At 35.5% G+C, this 25,740-nt stretch carries 24 protein-coding genes and 5 pseudogenes; 24 read left to right on the top strand and 5 right to left on the bottom strand.

From position 1 onward, the window contains the following. Positions 1–16 precede the first annotated feature (16 nt). From OPR30_RS03740 to OPR30_RS03755, 4 genes and pseudogenes are all read right to left on the bottom strand, one after another. A complete protein-coding gene (locus OPR30_RS03740) occupies positions 17–1,000 on the bottom strand; it encodes an ankyrin repeat domain-containing protein (RefSeq protein WP_265030421.1) in 984 nt (327 codons plus the stop codon). 488 nt (positions 1,001–1,488) lie between these two features. After that, positions 1,489–1,860, bottom strand: a complete 372-nt coding sequence (locus OPR30_RS03745) for a hypothetical protein (protein WP_265030422.1) — start codon at positions 1,858–1,860, stop codon at positions 1,489–1,491. A gap of 301 nt (positions 1,861–2,161) precedes the next feature. Then, positions 2,162–3,210: pseudogene (locus OPR30_RS03750) on the bottom strand (IS481 family transposase). A 58-nt stretch (positions 3,211–3,268) separates the two neighbouring features. Further along, positions 3,269–4,387, bottom strand: a complete 1,119-nt coding sequence (locus OPR30_RS03755) for a hypothetical protein (RefSeq protein ID WP_265030423.1) — start codon at positions 4,385–4,387, stop codon at positions 3,269–3,271. Positions 4,388–4,604: 217 nt separating this feature from the next. Between OPR30_RS03755 and OPR30_RS03760 the strand changes: the two genes are divergently transcribed. The 24 genes and pseudogenes from OPR30_RS03760 (at position 4,605) to OPR30_RS03875 (ending at position 23,964) form a co-directional block, all read left to right on the top strand. Further along, positions 4,605–5,063: a crossover junction endodeoxyribonuclease RuvC gene (locus tag OPR30_RS03760; protein WP_265030424.1), complete on the top strand. Its 459-nt coding sequence runs from the start codon at positions 4,605–4,607 to the stop codon at positions 5,061–5,063. Between the two features lie 109 nt (positions 5,064–5,172). Then, positions 5,173–6,399, top strand: coding sequence for a DNA modification methylase (locus OPR30_RS03765; protein WP_265030425.1), 1,227 nt, complete (start codon positions 5,173–5,175; stop codon positions 6,397–6,399). Between the two features lie 14 nt (positions 6,400–6,413). Next, a complete protein-coding gene (locus tag OPR30_RS03770) occupies positions 6,414–6,893 on the top strand; it encodes a hypothetical protein (protein ID WP_265030426.1) in 480 nt (159 codons plus the stop codon). A gap of 7 nt (positions 6,894–6,900) precedes the next feature. Next, a pseudogene (locus tag OPR30_RS03775) lies at positions 6,901–8,348 on the top strand (ankyrin repeat domain-containing protein). Beyond that, complete coding sequence (locus OPR30_RS03780; protein ID WP_265030427.1) at positions 8,345–10,171, top strand: phage terminase large subunit family protein; 1,827 nt, start codon at positions 8,345–8,347, stop codon at positions 10,169–10,171. Before OPR30_RS03775 ends, OPR30_RS03780 begins: the two are co-directional and overlap by 4 nt. Further along, the gene (locus OPR30_RS03785; protein ID WP_265030428.1) at positions 10,164–10,388 is read left to right on the top strand and encodes a gpW family protein; all 225 of its coding nucleotides are present in this window, start codon (positions 10,164–10,166) and stop codon (positions 10,386–10,388) included. The genes OPR30_RS03780 and OPR30_RS03785 overlap by 8 nt, the downstream gene beginning before the upstream one ends. A 26-nt stretch (positions 10,389–10,414) precedes the next feature. Beyond that, positions 10,415–11,446 (top strand): PDDEXK nuclease domain-containing protein, encoded by a 1,032-nt coding sequence (locus OPR30_RS03790; RefSeq protein ID WP_265031119.1) that lies wholly within the window; start codon positions 10,415–10,417, stop codon positions 11,444–11,446. After that, positions 11,446–12,850, top strand: a pseudogene (locus OPR30_RS03795) (phage portal protein). The gene OPR30_RS03790 and the pseudogene OPR30_RS03795 overlap by 1 nt, the downstream one beginning before the upstream one ends. After that, positions 12,850–13,884 (top strand): S49 family peptidase, encoded by a 1,035-nt coding sequence (locus tag OPR30_RS03800; RefSeq protein ID WP_265030429.1) that lies wholly within the window; start codon positions 12,850–12,852, stop codon positions 13,882–13,884. Before OPR30_RS03795 ends, OPR30_RS03800 begins: the two are co-directional and overlap by 1 nt. Before the next feature lie 67 nt (positions 13,885–13,951). Continuing rightward, on the top strand, positions 13,952–14,326 hold the full coding sequence (locus tag OPR30_RS03805; protein ID WP_265030430.1) for a head decoration protein: 375 nt from the start codon (positions 13,952–13,954) through the stop codon (positions 14,324–14,326). A gap of 25 nt (positions 14,327–14,351) precedes the next feature. Next, on the top strand, positions 14,352–15,356 hold the full coding sequence (locus OPR30_RS03810; RefSeq protein WP_265030431.1) for a major capsid protein: 1,005 nt from the start codon (positions 14,352–14,354) through the stop codon (positions 15,354–15,356). Next, positions 15,356–15,667, top strand: a complete 312-nt coding sequence (locus tag OPR30_RS03815; RefSeq protein ID WP_226080688.1) for a head-tail joining protein — start codon at positions 15,356–15,358, stop codon at positions 15,665–15,667. Before OPR30_RS03810 ends, OPR30_RS03815 begins: the two co-directional genes overlap by 1 nt. Positions 15,668–15,686: 19 nt before the next feature. Continuing rightward, on the top strand, positions 15,687–16,172 hold the full coding sequence (locus OPR30_RS03820) for a phage tail protein (RefSeq protein WP_406829204.1): 486 nt from the start codon (positions 15,687–15,689) through the stop codon (positions 16,170–16,172). After that, entirely contained in the window at positions 16,169–16,642 is a 474-nt protein-coding gene (locus OPR30_RS03825; protein ID WP_265030433.1) for a hypothetical protein, read from the top strand. Before OPR30_RS03820 ends, OPR30_RS03825 begins: the two co-directional genes overlap by 4 nt. Continuing rightward, entirely contained in the window at positions 16,629–17,093 is a 465-nt protein-coding gene (locus tag OPR30_RS03830; protein WP_265030434.1) for a phage baseplate assembly protein V, read from the top strand. The genes OPR30_RS03825 and OPR30_RS03830 overlap by 14 nt, the downstream gene beginning before the upstream one ends. Next, positions 17,094–17,340, top strand: a pseudogene (locus tag OPR30_RS03835) (PAAR domain-containing protein). A gap of 2 nt (positions 17,341–17,342) precedes the next feature. Further along, positions 17,343–17,678 carry a GPW/gp25 family protein gene (locus OPR30_RS03840; RefSeq protein WP_265030435.1) on the top strand — a complete coding sequence of 112 codons (336 nt, stop codon included), beginning with the start codon at positions 17,343–17,345 and terminating at the stop codon, positions 17,676–17,678. A 2-nt stretch (positions 17,679–17,680) separates the two neighbouring features. Beyond that, the gene (locus OPR30_RS03845; RefSeq protein ID WP_265030436.1) at positions 17,681–18,463 is read left to right on the top strand and encodes a baseplate assembly protein; all 783 of its coding nucleotides are present in this window, start codon (positions 17,681–17,683) and stop codon (positions 18,461–18,463) included. A 162-nt stretch (positions 18,464–18,625) separates the two neighbouring features. Then, complete coding sequence (locus tag OPR30_RS03850) at positions 18,626–19,375, top strand: hypothetical protein (RefSeq protein WP_019236525.1); 750 nt, start codon at positions 18,626–18,628, stop codon at positions 19,373–19,375. 104 nt (positions 19,376–19,479) lie between these two features. Continuing rightward, entirely contained in the window at positions 19,480–20,646 is a 1,167-nt protein-coding gene (locus OPR30_RS03855) for a phage tail protein (RefSeq protein WP_265030437.1), read from the top strand. Positions 20,647–20,813: 167 nt separating this feature from the next. Continuing rightward, the gene (locus OPR30_RS03860; RefSeq protein WP_265030438.1) at positions 20,814–21,524 is read left to right on the top strand and encodes an ankyrin repeat domain-containing protein; all 711 of its coding nucleotides are present in this window, start codon (positions 20,814–20,816) and stop codon (positions 21,522–21,524) included. A 37-nt stretch (positions 21,525–21,561) separates the two neighbouring features. After that, complete coding sequence (locus OPR30_RS03865) at positions 21,562–22,026, top strand: ankyrin repeat domain-containing protein (RefSeq protein WP_265030439.1); 465 nt, start codon at positions 21,562–21,564, stop codon at positions 22,024–22,026. Between the two features lie 4 nt (positions 22,027–22,030). Continuing rightward, a complete protein-coding gene (locus OPR30_RS03870) occupies positions 22,031–22,462 on the top strand; it encodes a DUF2924 domain-containing protein (protein ID WP_265030440.1) in 432 nt (143 codons plus the stop codon). A gap of 2 nt (positions 22,463–22,464) precedes the next feature. After that, positions 22,465–23,964 (top strand): annotated as a pseudogene (locus OPR30_RS03875) (recombinase family protein). A 163-nt stretch (positions 23,965–24,127) separates the two neighbouring features. On the opposite strand, the gene OPR30_RS03880 reads toward OPR30_RS03875, so the two are convergent. Continuing rightward, positions 24,128–25,708, bottom strand: coding sequence for an ankyrin repeat domain-containing protein (locus tag OPR30_RS03880; protein ID WP_265030441.1), 1,581 nt, complete (start codon positions 25,706–25,708; stop codon positions 24,128–24,130). Positions 25,709–25,740: the final 32 nt, after the last annotated feature.

Consider the following 25,740-nt stretch of genomic DNA (forward strand, 5'->3'; position numbering starts at 1 on the left):
TTTTATCTTCTCATAATTAAATCAATGCAGCTGCACTTTCTAATGGAACTTCTCTATATTCGTCAGAAGAAAAGTAGTACGGAGAAGTATCTTCATATTGATCCTCTAGACTGATCTCTGCTTCTTGCTCTAGGGATATCTGTCCTTCATCAGATAAAAGAGTTTTTTCTGTAAGAATTTTTATTAGTTCTTCTTTTTCACTAGAAATAGCATAATCCAAAGGAGTCCTTCCTTCATTATCTTTTGTATTAACATTTGCCCCTTTTTTTATTAGACTACGTATTACTTCTAAATTAGGAAACTCCGAGTTAGAAACAGCAAGATGCAAAGGAGTCCTTCCTTCATGATCTTGTATATTAACATTTGCACCTCTTATTATTAGACTTAGTGCTGCAAATATGTTAGGAAGATCTGAGTTAGACACAGCAAGATGCAAAGGAGTCTTTCCTTCATTATCCTGTATATCCACTTTTGCGTCTCTTCCTATCAGTGTTTCTACTACAATTGCTATACCCTCAGCACCTAGACTTGAGTTAGAAACAGCAAGATGCAAAGGAGTCTTTCCTTCGTTATCTTGTATATTAATATTTGCCCCTTTTTCTATTAGTATTTCTACTATATTATCTTGCAAATTAACATTTTCATCTTCTCCATCTATCAGTCTTCTTATAAAAATTGGTACACCTATAATATCTAGATTTGAGCTAGAAACAGCAAGATGCAAAGGAGTCTTTCCTTCATTATCTTGTGCATTAACATTTGCTCCCTTCTCTATAAGAAGTTTTGCTAACTCTATATAGCCACTTCCAGATACTAAACATAGTAAGTTACTTCCATCAAACGAATTAGCGTTTATATCGAACCCATTGTCTTTCCATTCATTATACATATCAACATTATGTTGCTGCAGCTCACTTTTTATTTTTTCAATTATGTTAGATGAGCCTACCTTGTCATCATCATTAATCTTTTTCAGTATTTCTTGTAACACTTCACTCATAGTACTCTCCTTTTAGATTAGGTATTAATTTTTTAAGATTAAAAACTAATTTTAGCACAAAAATAAGATATTAAAAGTAAAAATATTAAGTATACTAACCAATACGCTATAGACACTAATCTGGAAGATTTTGTTGTATAGATAGAGTATTTTAACTCAGTAATAAAGATAGAAAGGCTTTTCAAATGATCAAGTTTGAACTGTTACACAATGTAGATAATCCAAACTTAGCTATACTGGTATTAGTAAAATCATTCAAAAAATAGTATTTAATTAACAACCCTTTTGAACTCTTTACCTCTAATTTATTTTTAGACAAATATTTGCTTTAATCTATAAAGGTGGGTAGGCTCATTCTAATACTATTTTCAAGTAAAAAAAGCTTCAACAAAAGTTTATGATATAACATGATTGTGGCATTTTTACTCTGGAATTTCCATAGCCAGACCCCAGCAGAGCGTTGCTGAGGTGTGACTATGAATTATTAATTAAACAGCCTGATTTAGTGTCCTATCTGAAGCAGCAGATGGATCATCAATTTTTGTAGTTGGGCTATTTTCACAAATTTTGTCAATACCAATAGCCATTAATGTAAATGCTGCTGAAGCTACTAAAACTAATGCAACTATAGGTAAATCGAACATAAATGCTGTAAAAGCACCAGCTGCAAATAGTGTAACAATGCTTAGAGCTATTTTTCCTTTGTGTTTACTCCAGAAGGTTGCATCGCTCTTTTCTGAGGCTTCTCTGCTAATAGAAGATTTAGCATCTGCTAACGTTTCTTGAGGTATCTCTTCTGATGTTCCTCCTCTGCTAGCAAATTTTGAAAGATTGGCTAGATGCTCTATTATCTTGTTCATGTCTTCTGGATTACTAACATATTGCTTATGATCTTGAGCCCACTTTAATAGAGAACATCCTTCGTACGCTTCTATATTAAAGTTAGCTCCTGCATTTTTCAGCGCGTTGAATACCTTTAAATTGCCACGCTCAACAGCTTTTTTTATTGTAAGATTTACACTTTCTTTTCCTTCCTGAACATGAGATGTTAATTTTGGTAATAATAAATCCAGTATCTGGTTTGCCTTTTCATTATCATGTAAACTGTCAATAAGAAGAGTGAAAGATGTAATAGTTTAGACTTGATCTGACAGGCATGAATTATCTGACAGAAGAATTGACAGAGTCAAAACCAAAATCAGCATCCTGTTTAATGCTATCAATATTTTTCTGATAAGCAATATGCATACTATCAAAAAAGGTTTGCATAGGAGTCTTACCATAGCAATATTTACCCGAATGCGGTCTAGATCTATTGTAAGAATGCACCCAATGGTCTACATCTAACTGAAGTTCTGCCAAAGAGGTGTAAATTTTCTTTCTAAAAATAATATTGTAACATTCATCTTCTGTGGAACCTTTCACATATGCCATTAGTCTGTGGAGAACGAGCTTTGGTTCGAGAATGATCAATATTTTCTACCCCTAAATATAGCTGGTAAGCTTGATTTTCAGGTCTGCCACAATACTCTGTACCACGATCCGTCAAAACACGTAGCAATGATACTTTCTGTTCATCAAAGAACGGTACTACTCTATCATTAAGAAGATCAGCAGCTGTAATAGCAGTTCTTTCCGTTAGCAAAAGCAACTCTGGAATAGGTATCAACAAAGGTTTGCTGGTCCAATACCTTTGATATTACCAACATAATAACTGTCTTGGCTACCTAAGTATCCTGGATGCTCTGTTTCAATTTCTCCATGGGCCTCTTTTTCTTCCTTAGCCTTTTCTAGAGCTGTTATCTGTTCTTCTGTTAAAATGATACCATCCTGAGCTACTTTTGCTTCTAATGCCTTTAACCTCTTTTTAAAATTTTCAAGATCGTTTCTTTGCCACACTGATCTTATTCCACTTGCGGAGATCTCTCTTTTTCAGTTCGTTTGCTGCTCTTTCTTGTCCGTATGCTGGAAATTCTATTGCTATTTCAATTACTGCTTTTTCTATATCCTCCGACACTCTATTTGCATACAATGGCTTGCTTTTGCTTATCTCGTATAAAGCTTCTTCCCCTCCTGTTTCATACAGTTCTTTGAAGCGGTAAAATGTATCCCTTCATTACTTTACACGCCTGTGATACATTTCCTAATTGCTTTGCAAGTTCTAGCAATCCCAACTTTGGTTTTAGTATTTTTTCTTGTGTTGTACTCATATCTGACACTCCTTTAAAACTTGTTTATATTTTTATCTTACTTTATTTGCCTGTCAGATTAAGTCTGAACTATTACAAATAAGCCTATCTTTTTGCCTTGAAATATTACTTTAATCGACTCTATAAACGGCACTATGTCTCCTACAAATGGCTTTAAAACATGCAATTCCGGTGCAATAGGATCATATGGAGCAACAGTCAAAGTGATATTAGTATAGCTGTAATTGAAACGATTTGACTGAAACTTTAACTCAAAAACACGAATATTTGAATCAGATTCATTAATACAAGTTTCTATAAATTTATGCACCTGTTCCGCGAAGTTTTTATCCTGCACATCTACAAAAATACATTCGCAACCAAAGTAACAACTTGCAATGCTATTTGCTATTTCTATAGCTTGATCAATATTTCTAGCACCAAGATCTACCTGAGTGCCATTTAGTAGAAAATCCAAAATCATCCACTCTGCCTTATGGCCATGAATGACTTTGTTTGAATTTAACAACAAATCTATATCGCTAGCTTTGCGTATTAACACATATAAACGATTCTGATGATAGAAGAAACCTTGTAGTTGATTCTCGAAACTGTCATTTCTCTTAATGTTATCTTCTTTCAGTATTTGTTGTATGATTTCCTCTGAGATAAAGTCCTTAAATGGAGTATTTGGTCGTCTTGGTATTTTTTGTAAGGCAAAAGACATGAAACTCTTTCTTTGTATTTTTTCAAAGTGATAGACAGACTTTAAAAGATTGTAATCTGCATGAAACAGTAGAAACAGCAAAGACTTCTTATCATATTTATTATTATTTTTTACAAGGTAGGATTTCATGAGTTCTGTAGTTAATGCAGATCTTGCAATTTCACTGACAGTAACTTCTAGTTTTGCACGGTCAAAACAGGTAATCAAGTAGTAGGTAACGATAGAATCGGAATAATTAGCAATCACTTTACGTTTGTATTGTACAGATGTATTATCGCAACTTTCATCATCAAAGAGTTGAGCATTTAATTTATCTTTAAAGGAGTTTTGAAAAATAATATTTAATTGCTTACCAGAAAGTGAATCTATCCAAGACTGACGTGTTTTTGTATTGTGAAAACGATCAAGCAAATGGTTAACAGGGACTTCTAAATCATCTTCCCAAAATTTACGATTTGGATAAATGTTCATAAGAAACTAACCACACCATAATAACATAATAGACTATTTAAATAGTTAAGATAGAAATTTGAAAGTCTTGACCAATAATTATGCAAGGGCTGTTTACTGATTTTTAACCAAGTTTTTTCTAAAAAGTTTGCTTAAGAAGAAGATTTTTTGGACAAAAATTTTTCAAATCCTAAATATATATTATATAGCACTCTAGCGAAACAAATTCTGAATATAAATGTCAATCCTAACACTCGACCTCGGCAAACAAACGGGCTGGGCAATTCTAACAGATGGAGTAATTGAAAGTGGAAGCAAAAGTTTTCATGGTAGCCGTTTTAGCGGAGGTGGCATGTGCTTCTTGAATTTTCGTAATTGGCTTAATTCTTTGAAACATGAGTTCACTGCAGTGTATTTTGAAGAAGTGAGAAGACATCTAGGAACTGATGCAGCTCATTGCTACGGAGGTTTCTTGGCCCATTTATCTGCTTGGTGTGAAGAGAATCATATTCCCTATCAGAGCGTTCCTGTTAAGACTATAAAACGCTTTATCACAGGCAAAGGCAATGCAAGTAAGAGTGAAGTTATTGAAGCGATACGTGAAAAAAGTTTTTCACCTAGAGATGATAATGAGGCCGATGCTTTGGCATTAATGTTCTATATTAGTAAAGATATTAACAAGACGAAAAATCCATAAAAAGTGGGTCCTTTCGGCCATACTGGCGGGTTTGGTGGGTTCGACCCCAGGCCTTCTTTAGCGTCAGAGATATTTTAAATATTAACTTTTTAATTAGTATAGCAATTATATGAATTTAGCAATCCACTATTATCCTGTTGAAAACCTCGTCGAATATAAGCGTAATCCTCGTAAAAATGATGACGTAGTAAATAGAATGTGTGCTTCAATCAGGGAATTCGGCTTTCGTATACCAATAGTTGCAAAAAGCGATGGAACTGTGGTTGATGGTCATTTAAGACTTAAAGCAGCAAGAAAACTTGGTATGGAAAGTATTCCAGTGGTCTTAAGTGATAATTTAACTGAAGCTCAAACTAAAGCGTTTAGAATACTTGCAAATGAGTCAGCTAACTGGGCAAAGTGGGACGATGATCTGTTAAAACTTGAGCTTCAGGATTTAGAAGACTTAAATTTTGATTTGAAGCTTACTGGGTTTGAGTTAGAAAAGATTCAGCGATTTTTTAATGATAATGAAAGTGATGAAAAAGAGGATTTGCGTGAGGATTTAAACGACAATAGTGAAACTGTTACAAAACCAGGAGATTTATGGCTTTTAGGTGATCATAAAGTTTACTGTGGAGATAGTACTTTAGCTCAATCATTTAAATCTGTCTTGGACGATAAAACAGCAGATATTACCGTATGTGATCCTCCTTACAATGTTGACTATGGAGCAAGCCAGGAGAGGAATGACAGAAAAATACTCGGTGATGATCAAGGTGAAAAGTATGAACTCTTTCTTTTTGATGTTTGTTCTAATGTTTTAGCCAATACCAAAGGAGCAATTTATATCTTTATATCATCGTCAGAACTTGGAACGCTGCAAAAAGCATTTAGAGAGGCAGGAGGGCATTATTCAACGTTTATTATCTGGGCAAAGAACCATTTTACAATAGGTAGAGCTGATTACCAAAGACAATACGAAGCAATACTTTATGGCTGGAGAAAAGGAAATAAACGTCAGTGGCATGGTGGAAGAAATCAAAGTGATTTATGGTCTTATGACAAACCTGCTCATAATTTTCTACATCCAACTATGAAGCCAGTAGAGCTGATAGAAAGGGCGATAATAAACAGCAGCAAACCAGGAGATATAGTACTTGATCCATTTTGTGGTTCGGGAAGTACTTTAATTGCATGTGAGAAGACAGGAAGAATCTGTAGAACTATAGAGCTTGATGCTAAATTTGTTGATGTAACTGTGAAGCGTTGGCAAGTATACGCTGGAAAAGATGCAGTTTTAGCAGGTAATGGAAAGACTTTTTCAAAAATTAAGGAAGAAATAATACAAGAATAAAAAGGGGGAAAAAAGTGGTAGGGGAAAAAATTACGCAATCAGAATGGGCAAGAGAGCAAGGATTTTCCAAGCAATATGTCTGTTATTTAGTGAAGCAAGGTATTGTACAGCTGAAAGATGGTCTTATTGATAGAAAACAAGCAAATGAAGCACTTATGACAATTCGTGATCCAAGTCAGCCACTTAGGAGAAAAGGTGAAGTTGCTGGCAATGAACTTTCCACCATGCTTCTTAAAACTCGTATTAAAAATGAAATAGAGCGAGGAAAATTACTAGAAGCCAAAGCTAAAGCTGAAATTGGAGAATTAGTACCAATTGAAGAAGTAAAGCGCGATGCATTTAATACCGCAAGAGTGGTAAGAAACAATCTTATGAATATTCCCGACAGAGTGTCAGCACTTCTTGCATCACTGAGTGACACTGAAAAGATTCATATGGCGCTAACTGAAGAGATTACAAACTCGCTTGAAGAATTATCTAACACTAAATTTTAAATATAAAATGTCTGCTCACTTAAGTTTAGAATTAATAAAGTGCCTAATTAATCAACCTGGATTAGATGTTAATGTTAGAGGATTAAATGGAAAGACACCACTACATTGCGCTATAGAGTTTAAGCATGGTGGATCTGCTACTTACGAAGAAGAACATTAATCCTTTTGTAGAAGATAATGATGGTAAAACATCTCTTCAAAGAAGGGAAAAAAGCAGAAATATTAAAAGCGCTAATTAATAATAAATACGGGTCAGAACAAGATAGCTTACTTCATTTAGCTGCAATGGTGGGTGAGGTAAATGCTGTAAGGTACCTAATAAATAGAGGCATCGATGTTAATTCGCGTAATGCAATATTTCATACACCATTACATTTGGCAGCTGGTATTGGACATGCAGAAGTTGTAAAGATTTTGATAAGAGAAGGAAATGCTGAAATTGAGGTTTTTGATGCACGAAATCAGACACCGATGCACTATGCAGTTAACAACAAAAAATTAGAGATAGTAAAGTTATTACTGGAGCTAGGAGCAGATGTAAATAGCGCACGTGTAGGACAAAATTCAATGAAATTATCACCAGTGCATATAGCTGTAAGTAACACTAATTACGATGAAAGAGATTTATGTCTTGATATTCTCAAATGCTTAATAAAGGAGCCTAATGCTCAAGTTAATTTACAGGATTACGAAAATAAAACACCACTACATTATGCTGAAAGACTTAAAACAATAGAGGTTTTACTAACGCGAGAAGATATAGATCCTCTGGTAAAAGACGATAGTGGCAAAACACCATTTGATTACGCTAAACCTGAGATAAAAAAGGCTTTGATAAGTAATAAATACGGTTCTGAAAAGAATAGTCTACTCCATTTAGCTGCACAAAGAGGAGAAGTTGAGCTTGTAGAGTCTATTTTAAAAGAAGAAATTGATATTGATATTTCAAACAATAAAGGTCTATCACCGATTTACCTTGCTGCAGAAAAAGGACATTTACATGTAGTAAAGTTATTGCTGAAAAAAGGAGCAAACTATACACCTGTGCTGCACTTAGCAATCAAGTCAAATAATTTAGAATTGCTAAAAACTTTATTTAAAGAAAAGAGCATCAAATTACCAGATGAGATAGGCAGATCTGTACCAATTTATTATAGGTGTATAGAGCATAGAGATGCAAAAGTAAGAAAATACAATAGTGTGATCTGTGTTTTTACCTCAGTAAGTGCAGTAGCAATGGCAGCATATATAGGTTTAACAGCAACAACAATAAGCAGTGCGATCATTTTTGCAACAATAACAGGAGTATTTGCGCTTGTTATAGCAATAATGCTAAGTGAGATGAGCAAAAGATATATAGAAAAGGAATTTCAGAAAAAGATGTTTATGGAGGAGTGTAGTTCTACTGTTAATGATATTCAGATAGAACCAATTATGAGTAGATGCAGACAATGATATACGCCACATCTTTTTCTGAAGGTTTAAAACCAGATCCAGAGCTTAAAGTATCAGAGTGGGCAAATGAGTATCGAGTTTTAGCAGCAACTGCAGCATCAGAACCTGGTAAATGGAGAACGGAAAGAACTCCTTATTTAAAAGAAATCATGGATTCACTTTCTCCATCTTCACCTGCAGAAAAAGTAGTATTCATGAAAGGAGCGCAGATTGGGGGAACAGAAGCTGGCAACAATTGGATTGGCTATATCATCGATCAAACACCAGGTCCAATGCTGGTAGTACAGCCAACAGTTGAAATGGGAAAGCGTTGGTCAAAAGGAAGATTTGCACCGTTAATAGAGAGTACGCCATGTTTAAAAAGTAAAGTAAAAGACCCAAGGTCAAGAGATTCAGGCAATACTGTACAAAGCAAGGAATTTCCAGGTGGAATAGTAGTAATAACTGGAGCAAATAGCAGTGTAGGACTTCGCTCTATGCCAGTAAAATACCTCTTTCTTGATGAAATAGACGCCTATCCAGGAGATTCAGGTGGTGAAGGAGATCCAGTACTGCTTAGTATTGCCAGAACTAATACTTTTGCACGACGAAAGATTTTTTTAGTATCAACACCAACGATTCATGGAATAAGCAGAATTGAGAAAGAATTTGAAGCAACAGATAAGAGATACTTTTTTGTACCATGTCCGTATTGTAATTACTATCAAGTATTAAAATGGCCACAAATTAAATGGGAAAACAACGACTCAAGAACAGCACATTATGTCTGCACTGAATGTAGTGGCAAAATAGAAAATCATCAAAAGACAGAGATGCTTGACCGTGGAGAATGGAGACCTACTAATAGAGTAAAAGGTGAGAAAAAAGGATTTCATCTTTCAAGTCTTTATAGCCCAGTTGGCTGGTATAGTTGGCAACAAGCAGTAGAGGATTTTCTCCATGCAAAAGAGAGTGAACAATTACTAAAAGTTTGGATAAATACCACGCTAGGAGAAACCTGGGTAGATAAAGGAGAAGTACCAGATTGGAAGCAATTATTTAACAGGAGAGAATTTTTTCAGATTGGCACAGTACCAAAGGGTGAAGTAGTTCTCACAGCAGGAGTAGATGTACAAAAAGATCGGTTAGAAGTAGAAGTTGTAGCCTGGGGAAGAAGTCGTGAAAATTGGTCAATAGACTACCGAGTATTTGAAGGAGATACAGGAGGTAGGGAAGTATGGGGAAAGCTTTCAGAGTTACTCAATCATCATTTTATCGGGGAAAATGGGCTTGAATATATGATAAGTATGATGGCAGTAGATGCTGGATATGCAACACAAGAAGTATACAATTGGATAAGAGGTCATCAAGGGTCTGGAAGAGTAATGGCAGTCAAAGGTGTAAATAAAGCACTAGTACCACTTAGCAGCCCAAGTAGAGTTGATATAACAGTTGGTGGTCAAAAGCTGAAAAGAGGAATAAAGCTCTGGCCAGTGGGAGTATCGATATTAAAGTCAGAGCTTTTTCAATTACTTAATGTTTTAAAAGAAGGTGAAGAAGCTCCAGCAGGATATTGTCATTTTCCTGAGTATGCACCTGAATATTTTAAGCAGCTAACAGCAGAGCAATTAGTCAGCAAAGTGGTAAAAGGATACACCAAACAAGAGTGGCAAAAGGTAAGAGAAAGAAATGAAGTACTAGATTGCCGAATTTATGCGAGAGCTGCATCTATTGCGCTTGGAATCGATCGATGGCCAGAGAGTAAATGGAATAGTTTGAGTGGGAAAATGGAAAGTAAAAAACCTAAAAAAGTAAGACAGAGTAAGTGGTTGAAAAATGTATAACGAAGAGTATTTGTTTCAAGTTGAACAAGCAATAAAGAAGCTGCAAAGCGGAGAGCGAGTAGTATCAATTGCATATGGTGACCATGTTGTGAGATATGCTGAAGTTCAGATAAATGACTTACTAAACTTAAGACAACGTATTAAGGCTGAGTTAAAAGTTGCAGGTATGAAGCCAAAGAGGAAAATTGTTTTTTCAACGAGTAAAGGGATCATATAATGATAAAAATCGTTGAAAGGAACCATATGATAAAAATTATAGCAAAAGAATATACAGAATTTTTAGAGCAGCTGAAAGAACAGATTGCTACTAGTCGTTATAAAGCAGCACTAGCAGTAAATAGCAAGCTTATTGTGCTTTACCACCATATTGGTACAGAGATCTTAAAGCGGCAAAAAGAACATGGCTGGGGAGCCAAAGTGATTGACCAATTGAGTAAGGATTTGAGAAGTGCATTTCCAGAAATGAAAGGTTTTAGTCCTAGAAATTTGAAGTATATGCGTAAGTTTGCTGAGGAGTATTCTGATATTGAATTTGTGCAGGAGCCTCTTGCACAATTGACTTGGTACCACAATGTTACTCTTTTAGAAAAGATAGAGAGTAGAGAAACAAGGTTATTTTATATAAAAGAAGCAATTGAACATGGCTGGTCAAGAAACATCATGGTAATGCAGATTGAACTTGGGTTACATAAACGTCAGGGAAAGGCTATCACTAATTTTAAAGAGAAGCTGCCTTCGCCTCAATCAGATTTAGCGCATTACACATTAAAGGATCCATATATTTTTGATTTTTTAAGTATAGGAAAGGATGCTCATGAAAGAGAAGTAGAAAAAGGGCTTGTAGGGCACATGGAGAAGTTTTTGCTAGAGCTTGGTGAAGGATTTGCATTTGTTGGTAGGCAGTTTCACTTAGATGTTGGTGATGAAGACTTCTTTGTTGATTTATTGTTTTACCATCTGAAATTACGTTGTTTTATAGTAATTGAATTGAAAGATAATAAGTTTAAACCAGAATACGCTGGTAAAATGAATTTCTACTTATCTGCAGTAGATAATTTACTCAAGCACTCAACAGATCAACCGTCTATAGGATTAATCCTATGTAAATCGAAAAATAACGTGCTTGCTGAGTATACATTGCAAGATATGACCAAACCGATAGGCCTTGCTGAATATCGAATAACTGAAAACCTACCAGAGGAGATAAAAACAGCGCTACCAACAATAGAAGAGCTAGAGGCTGAGTTATCAAAAATTTCAGATAAGGAAAAGTAATGCTATTAAAGTCATTCAAGCAACTATTCAATAAACCAAAACCAAAAAGTTCTGCATGGGATGCAGCAGGCTCAGGAAGAAGATTTTTTCACTTTCAACCAGAGTCAGGAAGTATAAACAATTTGCTGTCTCAAAACCTTGAAACTTTACGTAGTCGATCACGTGACATGGTGAGAAAAAATCCGTATGCAGCAAATATCATTGATACAATAGTGAGTAACTCTATTGGAACAGGAATAAAACCACAATCAAAAGCAAGAGATGGAGAATTTCGAAAGAAGGTGCAAGAGTTATGGCTAAAATGGACAGATGAAGCAGATAGCTGTGGAATAAGTGATTTTTATGGATTACAAGCTCTAGTATGCAGAAGTATGATAGAGGGAGGAGAATGTTTTGTACGTTTAAGAACGAGAAAGCTGGAAGATAGATTTTCTGTGCCATTACAACTGCAAGTACTTGAGTCTGAACATTTAGATAATAAAACAAATCAAACTTTAGGAAATGGTAATGTAATAAGAAATGGGATTGAGTTTAACAAGCTTGGGCAAAGAGAGGCATATTACTTATTTAGAGGACATCCAGGAGAAGGTTCGTTTGGAGAGTCAGTGAGAGTACCAGCAAACGATGTTTTACATATCTATAGACCACTAAGACCTGGGCAAATTAGGGGAGCCATGGCTTTCGAGTATACTTCTGAAACTTTATGAGCTTGATCAATACGATGATGCAGAATTAGTACGAAAAAAGACAGCAGCAATGTTTGCAGGGTTTATTACAAGACTTGATCCTGAGGCAAATATTTTAGGAGAAAGCGAAGCGAATGAGCAAGGAGTAGCATTATCAGGTTTAGAGCCAGGAACAATGCAGCTTTTAGACCCAGGAGAGGACATAAAATTTTCAGAGCCATCAGATGTTGGAGGAAGTTATGAAGCATTCATGAGACAGCAACTGAGGGCAATAGCAATAGGCACAGGAATAACATATGAGCAGCTAACAGGAGATTTAACAAGCGTTAATTATTCATCCATTCGAGCAGGGCTGATAGAGTTTCGCAGAAGGTGCGCAATGTTACAGCATAACGTGATAGTGTTCCAGTTTTGTAGACCTATTTGGAATAGATGGCTAGAATTAGCAGTGCTTTGTGGAGAACTGAGTATAGATGAAAAAGTAGTAAAAGCAGCGAAAGAAGAAGTAAAATGGATACCACAGGGATTTGATTGGGTGGATCCACTGAAAGACCAGCAAGCACAGCAAATGGCAGTAAGAAATGGATTTAAGAGTCGAGCAGAGGTAGTATCAGAAATGGGTTATGATGTAGAAGAAATTGACCAGGAAATAGCAGAAGATCAAAAGCGTGCAAATAGTCTCAACTTAATGTTTGACTCTGATTGTAAAGGGTTATGATGCTCTTAGGAAAACCATTAATGCTTGAACCAAGGAATTTTGAGCTATTGTCATTGAACAATCAAAAACAACCTATCTTTAAGAATCTAAAACATGCTGAAAGGAATAATGAAAGAGGAATAGCAATTATACCAATACATGGAATCTTGACTAAAAAACCAGGTGCATTTGATGAAATGCTCGGGATGACATCATATGAGCAAATAGAAGCGCAAGTAAAGCAAGAATTAGCAGATAGTAGTATAGAGACAATTATACTGGAAATAGACAGCCCAGGAGGAGAGGTAAACGGTATATTTGACCTAGCTGACTTTATTTATGAATCAAGAGCAAAAAAGAGGATAATAGCGATAGCAAATGATGATGCATATTCTGCTGCGTACGCTATAGCCTCTAGCGCTGAAAAGGTATTTGTGAGCAGAACCTCAGGAGTAGGAAGCATAGGGGTAATTGCAAGTCATATAGATCAAAGTGGATTTAATGAGAAATGTGGAATAAAATATACCACAGTATTTGCAGGAAGTAGAAAAAATGATTTAAATCCACATGAGCCAGTGACGTCTGAAAGTCTGGAAAGCTTACAAAAAGAAGTAGACCGACTATATGAAATGTTTGTGCAGCTAATAGCAAGGAACAGAGGTCTTTCAATTGAAAAGATTCGATCAACGGAGGCAGGGCTATATTTTGGCGAGAGAGCAATAGAAATAGGTCTTGCAGATGGAATTACAATTCTTTCATCTATTAATAAAAACAGGAGTATTACTATGAATGAACAAACTACAACTGACCTAGAAACTGATAATTTAACTAAGTATCGTAATGAAGTTCTTGAATTAATACGTTTATGTAACTTATCACGAATGCCAGAGAAAATAGGAGAATTTATTGAGCAAAGCGTAAGTGTTGAGCAAGCCAGGGAAGTTTTAATGGAACTGCTAGCAGAGCGAACGAAGAAGACAGAAATACTGAGTGCAATACCACAGAATTCAGGAGAAGATTTAACGATACAGGTAGCAAGAAGTCGTAGGAGTTAAAGTATTTTTATAACCGCCGTATATAGCATTGATAAAAGCGGCGGTAAGCAGTTAAGGAGAGAAATTTATGAGTTGTATAAGCGAACAAAATAATCTAGGTGACTTATTAAAGTATGAGGCATCAAGTCTATATTCAAGAGACCAAATAACTGTAGCGAAAGGTCAAAATATTAAACTTGGTACAGTAGTTGCCAAGAAGACAGATGATGGTTTTATTAGAGTGCTGAACCCCACTGGAACAGACGGCACACAAACAGCAGTAGGAATAATTACAACCGATATACATAGCAAAGATTCTGATATGAAAGGAGTAATTATTACTCGCAGTGAAATGCTAGCAGATCATGCAGTTGTGTGGCCAACAGGTATCACTGAAGAGCAAAAAGCTGCAGCAATAAAGCAACTTGAAGGACGAGGGATCATTGTCCGCAAGGGAGTGTAACTTAAATTAATAAGGGGGAAAAAGAATGCAAAATCCATTTACAAATACAGCATTTAGCATGACGGCACTAACAAATGCGATGAATATATTGCCGATAAATCATGGACGAGTTGAAAATCTAAATTTGTTTCCAAGTAGGTCAGTAAGATTTAGACATATTACCATAGAAGAACACAACGGAGTATTAAGTTTATTACCAACGCAAGTACCAGGGGCGCCAGCAACAGTAGGAAAAAGAGGAAAAAGAAAGGTAAGAACATTTACGATTCCACATATTCCACATGATGATGTAGTATTACCAGAAGAAGTGCAAGGAATAAGAGCATTTGGATCAGAAAGTGAACTGAAAGCGCTGGCAGATGTAATAACTGATCATTTGCAATCAATGAGAAACAAACACGCAATAACGTTGGAACATTTGCGGATGGGAGAGCTGAAGGGAATCATTCTTGATGCTGATGGGTCAGAGTTATTAAATCTGTATAACGAATTTGAAATTACACCTAAAGTAGTAAATTTTGCATTAGGAACTGCGACAACTGATGTAAAGCGTAAGTGTCTGGAAGTATTGCGGCATATTGAAGACAACTTAAGTGGTGAATATATGACCGGAATTCATGCCTTGGTAGGCTCTGAGTTTTTTGATGCATTAACTTCACATACTAAAGTGAAAGAAGCATATGAGAGATGGCAAGAAGGAGCAGCGCTAAGAAATGATATGAGGTCAGGATTTACGTTCTGTGGAATAACATTTGAGGAATATAGAGGACAAGCAACTGATCCTGAAGGAACCGTAAGAAGATTTATAGAAAGAGATACAGGACACTGTTTTCCACTAGGAACAGCAAGTACGTTTACGACATATTTTGCACCAGCAGACTTTAATGAGACGGTGAATACGCTTGGTCAGCCATTATATGCAAAACAAGAGCCAAGAAGATTTGATAGAGGAACTGATTTACATACGCAGTCAAATCCTCTGCCAATGTGCCATCGTCCGGCAGTTTTGGTAAAAATTAGTTCTAGTTGATGAATATAGGAAAATTATTGGAAGATTGTTTTGAGCATCTAGGAGTGGAAGCCATATATTGTAATAAAAATAAGGAGAGTATTCGTAAAATGAAAGTGCTAATTAAACGTCCCGATACTACGTATTCTTTAGGTGCAGATGGAGCATTAACTCAGCAAATTGCTTCTATAGAAATACGTGATCAGGACGTTACTTCCTTTAGCATAGGTAATTATATCAAGATTGAAAAAAGGTTCTACAAGATTTTTGAACCACCATTGAAAGATTCTTCAGGTAAAATATGGAAAATTGAGGCAATAGAAAGTGTTTAATATTAAAACTAGTAACAATATTAATGAAATAATCTCCAATATTGACGGAAAAGAGCAGAAAGTAAAACTGGCAGCTATAAAAGCACTAAATAGAACAGCACTATGGTTAAAAGCAAAAGCAGCTAAGGAAATCAGTGAGGAAAAGAAGATAAAATTAAGTTTGATAAGAAAGAGATTAAGAATTTTTAAGGCGAAAACTAGCAGATTAGAAGTGTTAATTAGAGCAAATCTCTATGACATTAGAGCATCGGCAATTGGCAAAATACAAAAAACAAGAAGAGGATCGAAAGTAGGAAAGCATGAGTTTATAGGAGGATTTGCAGCAGTTATGCCAAAAGGAAATAGCGGTATTTTTAAACGTGAAGGAAGAGCAGCATTACCAATAAAGGAAGTTAAGTTGCCACTGAAACCAGAGGCTTCAAGGATAATAGGGAATCTTGTTAATTATGAAGTTGAAGAAGTCTTTACAAAGTTTTTTGAACGTCAATTGAGCTATAAAGGATGAATTTGAAAGATTTACATGATAAAATTTGTACCACGCTGAAGAGAGAAATACCAGCAATTCAAACTTGTGAAATTTATCCATCGATAAGAAAAGAATTATTAGCGCCAGCATTATTTGTAGAGCTTGTGAGTTTAGAATCGGGAAAAGATCCTGGAACAGAAGAATTAGCGTTGAAAGCAAGGTTTGAAGCGAGGATTGTAGTTGATGGAACAGTTGAGGATTCCTCGGTAATTGTTAGAACATTAGCTGCTGAGGTTGCGAGAGTAGTAAATAAAAATACTTGGAACGTGAAAAATGTTTCGCCAGGAGAATTTATCTCTGCGGAAATTGACGGATTTAGACCCGAATTAGATGCGTATTTGGTGTGGTTGGTTGAGTGGAGTCATCAGCTTCATTTAGGTAAATCGATATGGACAGAAAATAAGATTAAGCCACATACGATTATAATAGGAGAAAATGTTAGAGAGTAATTTTGCTATTTCAGAGCTGCAAAGAAAGTTAGCAAACATTGTACGAATAGGGCTTGTAAAAGAAGTAGATTATGAGAAAGCAAAAGTAAGAGTTAAAATAGGAGAATTTTTAACAGATTATTTACCGTGGATAACGAGTAAAGCAGGAAAAGATAGAGATTGGTCTCCGCCAGATATCGATGAACAGGTTATGGTATTTTCTCCTCTTGGTGAACTATCATTAGGAGTGGTGTTAGGAGGAATATATCAGGAAAAATACCATGCACCAGAGAATAAAAAAGAAATAAATAGTGTAAAATTTCAAGATGGGACAAGATTATTATATGATAAAGAGAAGCATCATTTAGAGATTGAAGTAGTAGACAAAATAACACTGAAAGCTGGGGAATCGAGCATAGAGATGACGAAGAGCGAAATAAAACTGAAAGCAGATAGAATAAACCTTAATTAAATGAATAAATCGGTTGTACGAGTAGGAGATTATTGTGTAGAAGCAACACCACATTTTTGCATTAGTGGCAGTAACAATGTTTTTGTAAACGGTAAGTCAATATGTAGACAAGGAGACAGTTTTAGTGAAGGAAAAGTAATGATTCAAGGATCAAAAACAGTATTTGCAAATGGTCTTGGTATAGGAAGAGTAGGAGATATGTGGGTTTAAAGTAATAAAAGGCAGTGAAACCGTGTTTGCAGGCTAAAAATGAAAGGAATGGATGCTAAAACAGGGAAAGCGTTAGAAGGAATAGAGCACTTAAAGCAATCGATAATTGATATACTGACCACACCGATAGGATCGCGAATTATGATGAGGGATTATGGGTCAAGACTATTTGAATTAGTAGATAAGCCAATAAATAGAGATTTAACTTTGGAAATCTATTCAGCAGTAGCAGAAGCTCTACAAAGGTGGGAGGAAAGATTTAAGCTAGAAAAAGTAAAAATGACAGAGGTGAAAGAAGGAAAAGTAACGCTTGACCTAGAAGGATTATACTTACCAAGCGGGAAAAACATTCATTTTGATGAAATTGTAGTTTAAAGATGCAGCAGCTAAATATTGTAGAAAAGCCAAATTTCGAGGAAATATTTTCAAGAATGAAAGAAGAGTTAGTCCGTAGAGATGAAACCTTTTCAGGATTAGTAGAATCGGATCCAGCAATGAAAGTTCTGGAGGTAGCAGCATGGCGAGAACTTTTACTCAGACAAAGGATAAACGAAGCTGTAAAGGGTAATTTACTTAAATTTGCGACGGTTGATAATTTAGCTGAGTTTTATGGAGTGGAGAGGCAAAAAGAAGATGATGATGAACGATTTAGAAAAAGAATTAAAGCAAAGATAGCAGGTTGGTCAACAGGAGGAAGTAAGGAATATTATAAATATCATGCACTGTCAGCAGATAGTAGAGTAAAGGATGCATTAGTAGAATCGCCTATACCAGGGAAAGTACAAATTTCAATCTTATCAACACAAACTGGCATAGTGTTAGAAGAGCTACTTGAAATTGTAAGAAAGCAAGTTAATAGAGATGATATAAGGGTTTTAACAGATACAGTAACAGTAATTGGTTGCAATATTACGGAAATAGATATTGACAGCAGAATGAGCATAAGTTCTTTAATATCAGAGGAAGAAATCAAGAAGCAGTTTATTGAGAAGTTTGAATTAGCAAAAAGATTAGGGTGGAATGTTACAAGATCATGGATAATAGCAAATTTATTTGTAGAGGGTGTAGAAAACGTAGAATTAATCGAGCCAAGAGAGGATGTTGTGGTGCTAGGTAATGAGTGTGCAGTTCTTAGTCATGTTAAATTAGAGGAAATATAGGATTTGAAACGTATTCTTTTACTAGCAAGCACTTTTAAGAAGTTCATAATATTTTTGAATATATTACATTAGCAGTAAATCAATTGACACGATATTACCTCAGATTATATTGTATGTGTGGAGGATACAAAACTTAAATAGGTAACATTAGGGGGTATTTTAATGGCACAGGAACAACAATCAAATGCAAACTTTTGCGGGGCTGTAGGCAGAGCACTACTTTTGCCATTACATGCAATAGTTTATGTGTTTAATCCATGTAATTGGTGTAATTCATCAGATAAGGTTAAAAGAGATGCAAGAGTTGCATTAAAAGAAGTGGTGGATGGCCATCCAAGGGTTTGTTTACACGCAGAAATGTTAAGAAGCAGTGCAGAGTTGGGCATGAAGATCTTGAAAGTTGGATCTGGATTTGTTGCGTTTTCAATACCCAGGTGCTTTTCAAGTAAACTGAAGCAGAAAGAAATTGACGATCTGCAAAGAGAACATCCCAACATCAAGCTTAGTAAGGAAGACAGAACAGCTATTATTGAGATTGATATTGTGGAAATTCAAAGAGGGTTGCATGGCAGAAAAGCTATTATTAACCAAATTGCAAGCAGGATATGTTCAGACCTAAAAGCATTGACACGAGCTGGCATTGAAAAAGTATCATATGGTGATATGAAGCTCATTTACAGTATTGCAAAAGCGTTGCATGATAGCCATAACTATACTAGAAGCGAGGAGAAAGAGATATTCACAAAATCTGATGGTGATATGATAATTTGCATTGCCAACAAAGGTATTGTATCTCTCGGTGGTAGAAATCATAGAATAGAAGATAATAAAAAAAACAGAGTATCTCTCAATGAGCCTGGAAGTAGTATGTCTAATGTAACGGCAAGCAGTTTTTACGTTAAGCAAATTTAGTAACAGATACACTTTTAATGAGGAAATTTCCGTACCAAGGTCAGAACTATCTCTTGTTTACTTATGTATCATATAAGCAAAAGAGTTAGAGCAAGAAAAAGCAAATGAAAAGTTTATTACCGCCAAACGCAACAAAGCAAGAAAAAGTGCTAGTAGAAGCAATCGACTACAAAGTTAATCCAAGTTGCATCAGGGAATTTAAATTTAGTCTCAAAGATGAAATACTGCCGTGGATAATAGAAGAATATGGTTTAGAAGAGATACTGCGTTGGGTAAAAGATAGAAGAAAAGCCGTAATAGAAGGAGTAAAATTTCAAAGACTGAGAGGAACTCCAGCATCACTCAAAATAGCACTAAAGTGGGCAAATATAGAAGATATTACAATTATCGAAGAGCCACCTGGTAAGCACTTCTTTGAGCTGCAAATTGGAATAAAGGATGTGCCAAATGACTTTTTTGTAGATGCAGTAGTAGAGCTGGCAAAACTATCATTACCAGCAAGATCGCGACTAATGAGGATTTTCAATGACCACTACAACGTTGACAGGTTTATATTAGATGAAAGCTTTTTTGGAAGTTTGTTATCGGATTACTCAGGGATAAAAATTGAAAAAGATGGACCAGTACTGTCATTCGGTAGAAAGAATACATTTGAGCTAAAAAGCTTAAATCCAAATTTTAAGTTTGGTACTTTTCAGATTAATTATGAGCAAGCATTTAGTAATGACATATATCGTTTAGATGTAGCAGTACTTGGGGAAACAGAGCCACATACCAAAAACTACAGTGGAATATATGAACGAAATCACATGTGGTACAATTTTAAAGCACTATATTCATTACCACAGAGCTTACTACCACCAATAAAGTTTGCCAAAGCACAGATTGTATTGTCAGATAGCTGGAAATTAGGAGAAATAAATTACTGTTTTCCTTTTTGTTATCAAGAAGAAAAAGGGAATAAATTTTTACTAGGAAGTAGCAAACTATCTGAAGAATTGTGGAACTTAAAATACAAGCCAATTTTAGAAAGATTCAGCGTTACCCATGATTATAAAGCAGAAAACTATACCGATCAGAAGATCACAAGATATGGTTTAGCAGAACACAATATTTACTATAAAAACGATTTAGATACAGAGCAAAAAGACTCAATACACGAGTTAGAAAAGCACATTTTAGTATTTTACCCGGGAGTACTGAAGTGGCATGAACATCGACATTTGCACAGAAGTTGGAAAGATAGTCAAGTAATATCTATAATAAGTTAAATACTTATATTTAGATCCTCATATATTATATTAGAAATAGGTTAAAGTGTATGAAATAAAAAGAAAAAGACTTGCTTTCTCATGCTAAAACCGACATGACTTGAATAGCAGCAGGTAAATATAAGAAATTTGTCTGGCGCTAGAAAAGCTAATTTTGTGAGGTAAGTATGAAGTTTAGCAAAGAATCTTTTAGTAAGTTTTTTAAAGAAGTATCAAGTAAAGATATTAATAAAAAAAATGAAGAAGGAGAAACGATCTTGCACCAAGCAGTAGAAATCTCCGATTACAAAACAGTGAGATTATTAATAAAAAAAGGAGCTGAGGTTAATGCAAGAGATAAGAATGGTTATACACCACTACACTGTGCAGTATTTGCGAAAAGCTTAGAAAATGTAAAAGTGCTGCTAAGGTCGGGAGCAGAAGTAAATACGGCTCAATATGTCACTGGATGTACGCCACTCCACTCTGCATGCAAAATAGGAGGAGCAGGAGTTGAAATAATAAAAGAGCTAGTAAAAGCAGGAGCTGAAGTTAATCAACTAAATAAATATGGTGCAACACCAATGTATTACATCTGGGAAAGTGAAAAGTATTGTCTGTGTGATAGCGAAGAGAGTAAAAAGGCAAGTAAATTTCTGAGAGAAAAAGGAGGAGTAACAAAAAGTAGAGAACTGACATGCTATGGAATAGAGGGGCTAGTGGGAGAAATAGCAGACATGTTGAATGTAAGCTACATGCCGGAGCTAAAAATAATAGAGATAGGAGAAATAAGGAAGAAAGATAAGTCACTAATAAAGGAAGAATGTAAAAATTTAGTAAGCGAGATAATGAGCAAAGTGAACGAAATGATAGATGAGGGGGTGAGAAGGAAGGCTTAAACGAGGAACTTAATTTTAAAGAAAGGTGGGGTAGATTATGATAAAGCTTGGCAAATTTAATAAGTCAGCAAAAGAATTATTAGAGAACTCATATGAAAATATTTATGAAAGAGACGAGAAGGAAAGAACAGCTCTGCATTATGCAGTAGACGCAAAAACAGTGAAGTTATTAGTTGAAAAAGGAGTGAATGTGAATGCAGCAGATGTGAAAGGATACACAGCACTGCACCTAGCGGTAACGGAAAAACGTCTAGAAATCGTGAGGGAATTGATAAAATCAGGAGCAGACGTAAATGCTGAAGAGTATGGCAATAAATGCACTCCATTGCACCTTGCATGTATGGTGGGGAAAGTGGAAATAGTGGAGGAACTAGTGAAAGCTGGAGGAGAAATAGAGCAAGAAGATAAGTTCGGAATGACAGCAATGGATTATAGTAAAGAAGTAACCGAGGTATTAAAGAAAGAAACAGACAGAATTGAAAAGCTATTTATGAAGGGCTAAAAATATGGAGGAAGAAATAGAAAAGAAAGTAATGAATTTAGAGAGAAAACCTTTGGATGAGCTGAGAAAAATATGGAAGAAGGTATATGGTGAAGAAGTGCCTAGATACTCAAAGAAATATCTGATACCGAGATTAGCTTATAGAATGCAGGAAAAAGCGTATGGAGAAATGTCAAGAAAAGGATTAAAAAGACTAGAGTATCTGGCAGATCGGCTAGAGAAAGGAAAAAGAATAAGTAGTAATAAACTGCCAGTAGCAGGAACAGAGCTAATATTAGAGAGAGGAGAAGAGACGCATGCGGTAATGGTAACAGACAAGGGTTTAATCTACAGAGAAGAATTTTTTACGTCATTGTCAGCGGTGGCAGGCAGAATAATGGGAATGAGCTATAACGGACCTTTATTATTTGGGATGCGTGATAAAAATGGAAGTTGAAAATGCTAAAAGAAGTAAGATGTGCAATATATACGCGAAAATCAAATGAGGATGGGCTAGAACAAAAGTTTAACAGTCTTGATGCGCAGCGAGTAGCATGTGAAAAGTACATAAAGAGCAGAGAAGGCTGGGTAGCATTGGCAAAAAGGTACGATGATGGAGGATATTCAGGGAAAAACTTAGAAAGACCAGCAATAAAGGAGTTGTTTAAAGATGTAAAAAAAGGAGAAGTAGATTGTGTAGTAGTATATACTCTGGATAGGCTATCAAGGGAAACAAAAGACAGCATCGAAGTAACGTCATTTTTTAGAAGGCATAGAGTAAATTTTGTAGCAGTAACACAAATATTTGACAATAATACGCCAATGGGAAAGTTTGTACAAACAGTGTTATCAGGAGCAGCACAGTTAGAAAGAGAGATGATTGTAGAAAGGGTAAAAAATAAAATAGCAACATCAAAAGAATAAGGATTATGGATGGGTGGAACTTTGCCGCTAGGGTATGATGTAAAAGATAAAGAATTAATAATAAATGAAAAAGAAGCAAAAATAGTAGGGCACATATTTGAAAGATATTTGGAGCTGAGGTCAATTGCAGAACTGGCAAGGGAGTTAAATAGTCAAGGGTACCGGACGAAATCAGATATCTTTAAAAAGGCAACGGTGAGAAGAATAATAACAAATCCAATATATATGGGAAAAATAAGGCATTATGAGAAGCAATATGAGGGAAAGCATGAAGCAATAATAGAAGAGGAAAAATGGCAAAAAGCGCAGGAATTGATAAAGAATCAGCCATATAGAAAAGCAAGATATGAGGAAGCATTGCTTAGGGGAATAATTAAGTTCAAGAGCTGTGGTGTAAATATGACACTAACGTATGCAAAAAAAGAAAATAAAAGGTACCGATATTACGTATGCAACAATCATTTAAGGGGAAAAGGTTGTGAATCAAAAAAACGAAATGTAATAGCAGGAGAAGTCGAAAAAGAAGTAATGAGGAAAACAGAGCAGCTATATGAAAATTGGAAAGACAAGACCGAAGAAAAATGGGAAAATTTAAATTTTGGAAAGCAGAAAGAAATAGTGAAAAAGTTAATAAAAGCAGTATTGGTGAGAGAGGATGGAATAGAGTTATATTCTGAATTAGAGGAAAAATTTATATCAATAAAGAAGAAGGGAAAGAAATGCACAGTAATTGAGCCAGAAGGAAAAACAAATAATGCGTTACTCAAAGCAGTGGTAAGAGCCTACCTGTGGAAACGTCAGCTAGAAGAGGGAAAGTATAGAAGTGTTAAAGAGATGAGTGCCAAAATTAATATAGGTACAAGACGTATACAACAAATTTTAAGGTTGAACTATTTAGCACCAAAAATTACAGAAGACATAGTAAATGGAAGGCAGCCAAGGGGTTTGAGGTTAGTGGATTTGAGAGAAATACCGATGTTATGGGGTGAACAACTGGAGAGGTTTTACGGGTTTAAGCAAGCTGTCTGCCAATGAAAAATAAGATAATTCCTTTAGAAGACTCTATAAATTATTAACTCAATATTTCTAAACCCTCCTGCCATTTTTCTGCGTTAAGCATATAGCTTACAGTACATTTTGAGTTTTCTACGCCTACATCTTCACAAGTAGTTATTTAACAAAGCCTTCTCAGATAGAATTAAAAGGATTTTTGATAATCCATGCCTTTAGATATTGTTGTGTTGCTTAGCGAGCTCCTATGACACTGATCAAGCCTCTCAAACTTACTAATTGCCATTTTAACATCTTTCTCTATAGCGCTAAGCCTTCTTTCTTTAATTTGTTCCAATGTCAAAAGCGAATCATCGAATGGCCTTGAATATTTTTGCCCAGTGAACTTTCTAATTGCCACATCAGCTAGAAAAGCCATTCCACCAAAACCAACCTGTGAAGAATTGATTGAGTTTTCACCTAAATAGGTAATGGGCTGTTGTGCAAAAGGTAAAGCAGGAGTGCCTTGAAATACGCCACTGAGTGCAGCAGTAGTTGAAGCTCCTACCCAATTCAACATACTATTAATAAAAAAAGAAGGTTTTGTTGCACTGCTTGTTGCCATAGTAAATGTGCAATGATTTCTGCTATCACTATTTTTAATATTACCGTCTTTCAATAAAGCTAACATTTCTGGGCATTTATCCTTGTTAGTATTAGCAAAATCCAATGCTGTTAAACCGCGGCCTTTAATACTAACATCAGCACCATTATCAAGTAAAAGCCTTGCTATCTCTGTATTACAAGCTACAACAGCTGACATTAAGGGTGTGCGTCCATAACCAAAATTATGTTCTGCATAACTTTCACTCTCTTGAATATTAACGTTTGCACAGTGATCAAGAAGTAATTTTACCATTGCTAGGTGATCGTGTATGGTAGCCCAGTTTAAAGGCGTAAGACCATTTATAGCTTGAACATTAACATTAGCACCATGGTCAAGTAAGAATTGTGCAATCTCTAAATTGCCACGTATAGAAGCAGCATGTAAGGGAGTAGCACCATATTTATTTTTAACATCAACATCAGCTCCTTTCTCTACAAGGTACTTCACTGTATTTAAATCATCTTTTATAGTAGCTAAGTGTAAAGCTGTATCGCCATCTTCATTCATCACTTGTTGTTTTTTTGTATTCTGTTGCTTTTCTGTAACCTGCGGCACCTCTGTAACTTGTTGCATCTCTGTCGCAACTTGCTGACCCTCAGTAGTCTGTGGCACTTCTGTAACCTGCTGTTCACTTGTTTCAAAAAGATTGTTTAATGCTTCAGAAAGCTTATTTAAAACCCTGAAAGGGTTGGAGGCAACTGAAACCTTCCGCCAAATCTCCTTTACAAAATCCCTATCCCAAACCTCCTCCAAAACCCCTCTGTTCAGCATCTTGTCTACAAAATCCCTGGATTGTTCTTCTGTAACTTGTTGTTCTTTACCTGTAAATTGCTCTTCGCTAGAACTAGAAAAATGATCAATAAACTCCTCTACCAAATCTTTGACATACTCCTTAGCAGCCTCTTTCCCTAAATTACCTAAATTTCCACGGAGTTTATTTTTCTTACCTACACTTCGCTTTGAACGATGAAGTTCCACTGTATCATCTTTACTTAAACTGATAATATCGTTTATTAATCTACTCGCTTCTTTATCACCCAGGCTTTTTTGCTTTAAAATATCAAGTAACTGAACAACATTATCCTTTTTAGTATTAATTAATCGTTCCTGACCTATACCCACTTTACCCTCCAGAAGTACAACTAAAAATTGCC

Origin of the sequence: Wolbachia endosymbiont (group B) of Athalia cordata, from assembly GCF_947251845.1 — a bacterium.
Classification (GTDB): Bacteria; Pseudomonadota; Alphaproteobacteria; order Rickettsiales; family Anaplasmataceae; genus Wolbachia.

What these genes read in the sequence shown, in the direction of transcription:
- OPR30_RS03740 (WP_265030421.1), bottom strand. Translation starts at nt 1,000, where the DNA reads ATGAGTGAAGTGTTACAAGAAATACTGAAAAAGATTAATGATGATGAC.
- OPR30_RS03745 (WP_265030422.1), bottom strand. Translation starts at nt 1,860, where the DNA reads ATGAACAAGATAATAGAGCATCTAGCCAATCTTTCAAAATTTGCTAGC.
- OPR30_RS03755 (WP_265030423.1), bottom strand. Translation starts at nt 4,387, where the DNA reads ATGAACATTTATCCAAATCGTAAATTTTGGGAAGATGATTTAGAAGTC.
- OPR30_RS03760 (WP_265030424.1), top strand. Translation starts at nt 4,605, where the DNA reads ATGTCAATCCTAACACTCGACCTCGGCAAACAAACGGGCTGGGCAATT.
- OPR30_RS03765 (WP_265030425.1), top strand. Translation starts at nt 5,173, where the DNA reads ATGAATTTAGCAATCCACTATTATCCTGTTGAAAACCTCGTCGAATAT.
- OPR30_RS03780 (WP_265030427.1), top strand. Translation starts at nt 8,345, where the DNA reads ATGATATACGCCACATCTTTTTCTGAAGGTTTAAAACCAGATCCAGAG.
- OPR30_RS03785 (WP_265030428.1), top strand. Translation starts at nt 10,164, where the DNA reads ATGTATAACGAAGAGTATTTGTTTCAAGTTGAACAAGCAATAAAGAAG.
- OPR30_RS03790 (WP_265031119.1), top strand. Translation starts at nt 10,415, where the DNA reads ATGATAAAAATTATAGCAAAAGAATATACAGAATTTTTAGAGCAGCTG.
- OPR30_RS03800 (WP_265030429.1), top strand. Translation starts at nt 12,850, where the DNA reads ATGCTCTTAGGAAAACCATTAATGCTTGAACCAAGGAATTTTGAGCTA.
- OPR30_RS03805 (WP_265030430.1), top strand. Translation starts at nt 13,952, where the DNA reads ATGAGTTGTATAAGCGAACAAAATAATCTAGGTGACTTATTAAAGTAT.
- OPR30_RS03810 (WP_265030431.1), top strand. Translation starts at nt 14,352, where the DNA reads ATGCAAAATCCATTTACAAATACAGCATTTAGCATGACGGCACTAACA.
- OPR30_RS03815 (WP_226080688.1), top strand. Translation starts at nt 15,356, where the DNA reads ATGAATATAGGAAAATTATTGGAAGATTGTTTTGAGCATCTAGGAGTG.
- OPR30_RS03825 (WP_265030433.1), top strand. Translation starts at nt 16,169, where the DNA reads ATGAATTTGAAAGATTTACATGATAAAATTTGTACCACGCTGAAGAGA.
- OPR30_RS03830 (WP_265030434.1), top strand. Translation starts at nt 16,629, where the DNA reads ATGTTAGAGAGTAATTTTGCTATTTCAGAGCTGCAAAGAAAGTTAGCA.
- OPR30_RS03840 (WP_265030435.1), top strand. Translation starts at nt 17,343, where the DNA reads ATGAAAGGAATGGATGCTAAAACAGGGAAAGCGTTAGAAGGAATAGAG.
- OPR30_RS03845 (WP_265030436.1), top strand. Translation starts at nt 17,681, where the DNA reads ATGCAGCAGCTAAATATTGTAGAAAAGCCAAATTTCGAGGAAATATTT.
- OPR30_RS03850 (WP_019236525.1), top strand. Translation starts at nt 18,626, where the DNA reads ATGGCACAGGAACAACAATCAAATGCAAACTTTTGCGGGGCTGTAGGC.
- OPR30_RS03855 (WP_265030437.1), top strand. Translation starts at nt 19,480, where the DNA reads ATGAAAAGTTTATTACCGCCAAACGCAACAAAGCAAGAAAAAGTGCTA.
- OPR30_RS03860 (WP_265030438.1), top strand. Translation starts at nt 20,814, where the DNA reads ATGAAGTTTAGCAAAGAATCTTTTAGTAAGTTTTTTAAAGAAGTATCA.
- OPR30_RS03865 (WP_265030439.1), top strand. Translation starts at nt 21,562, where the DNA reads ATGATAAAGCTTGGCAAATTTAATAAGTCAGCAAAAGAATTATTAGAG.
- OPR30_RS03870 (WP_265030440.1), top strand. Translation starts at nt 22,031, where the DNA reads ATGGAGGAAGAAATAGAAAAGAAAGTAATGAATTTAGAGAGAAAACCT.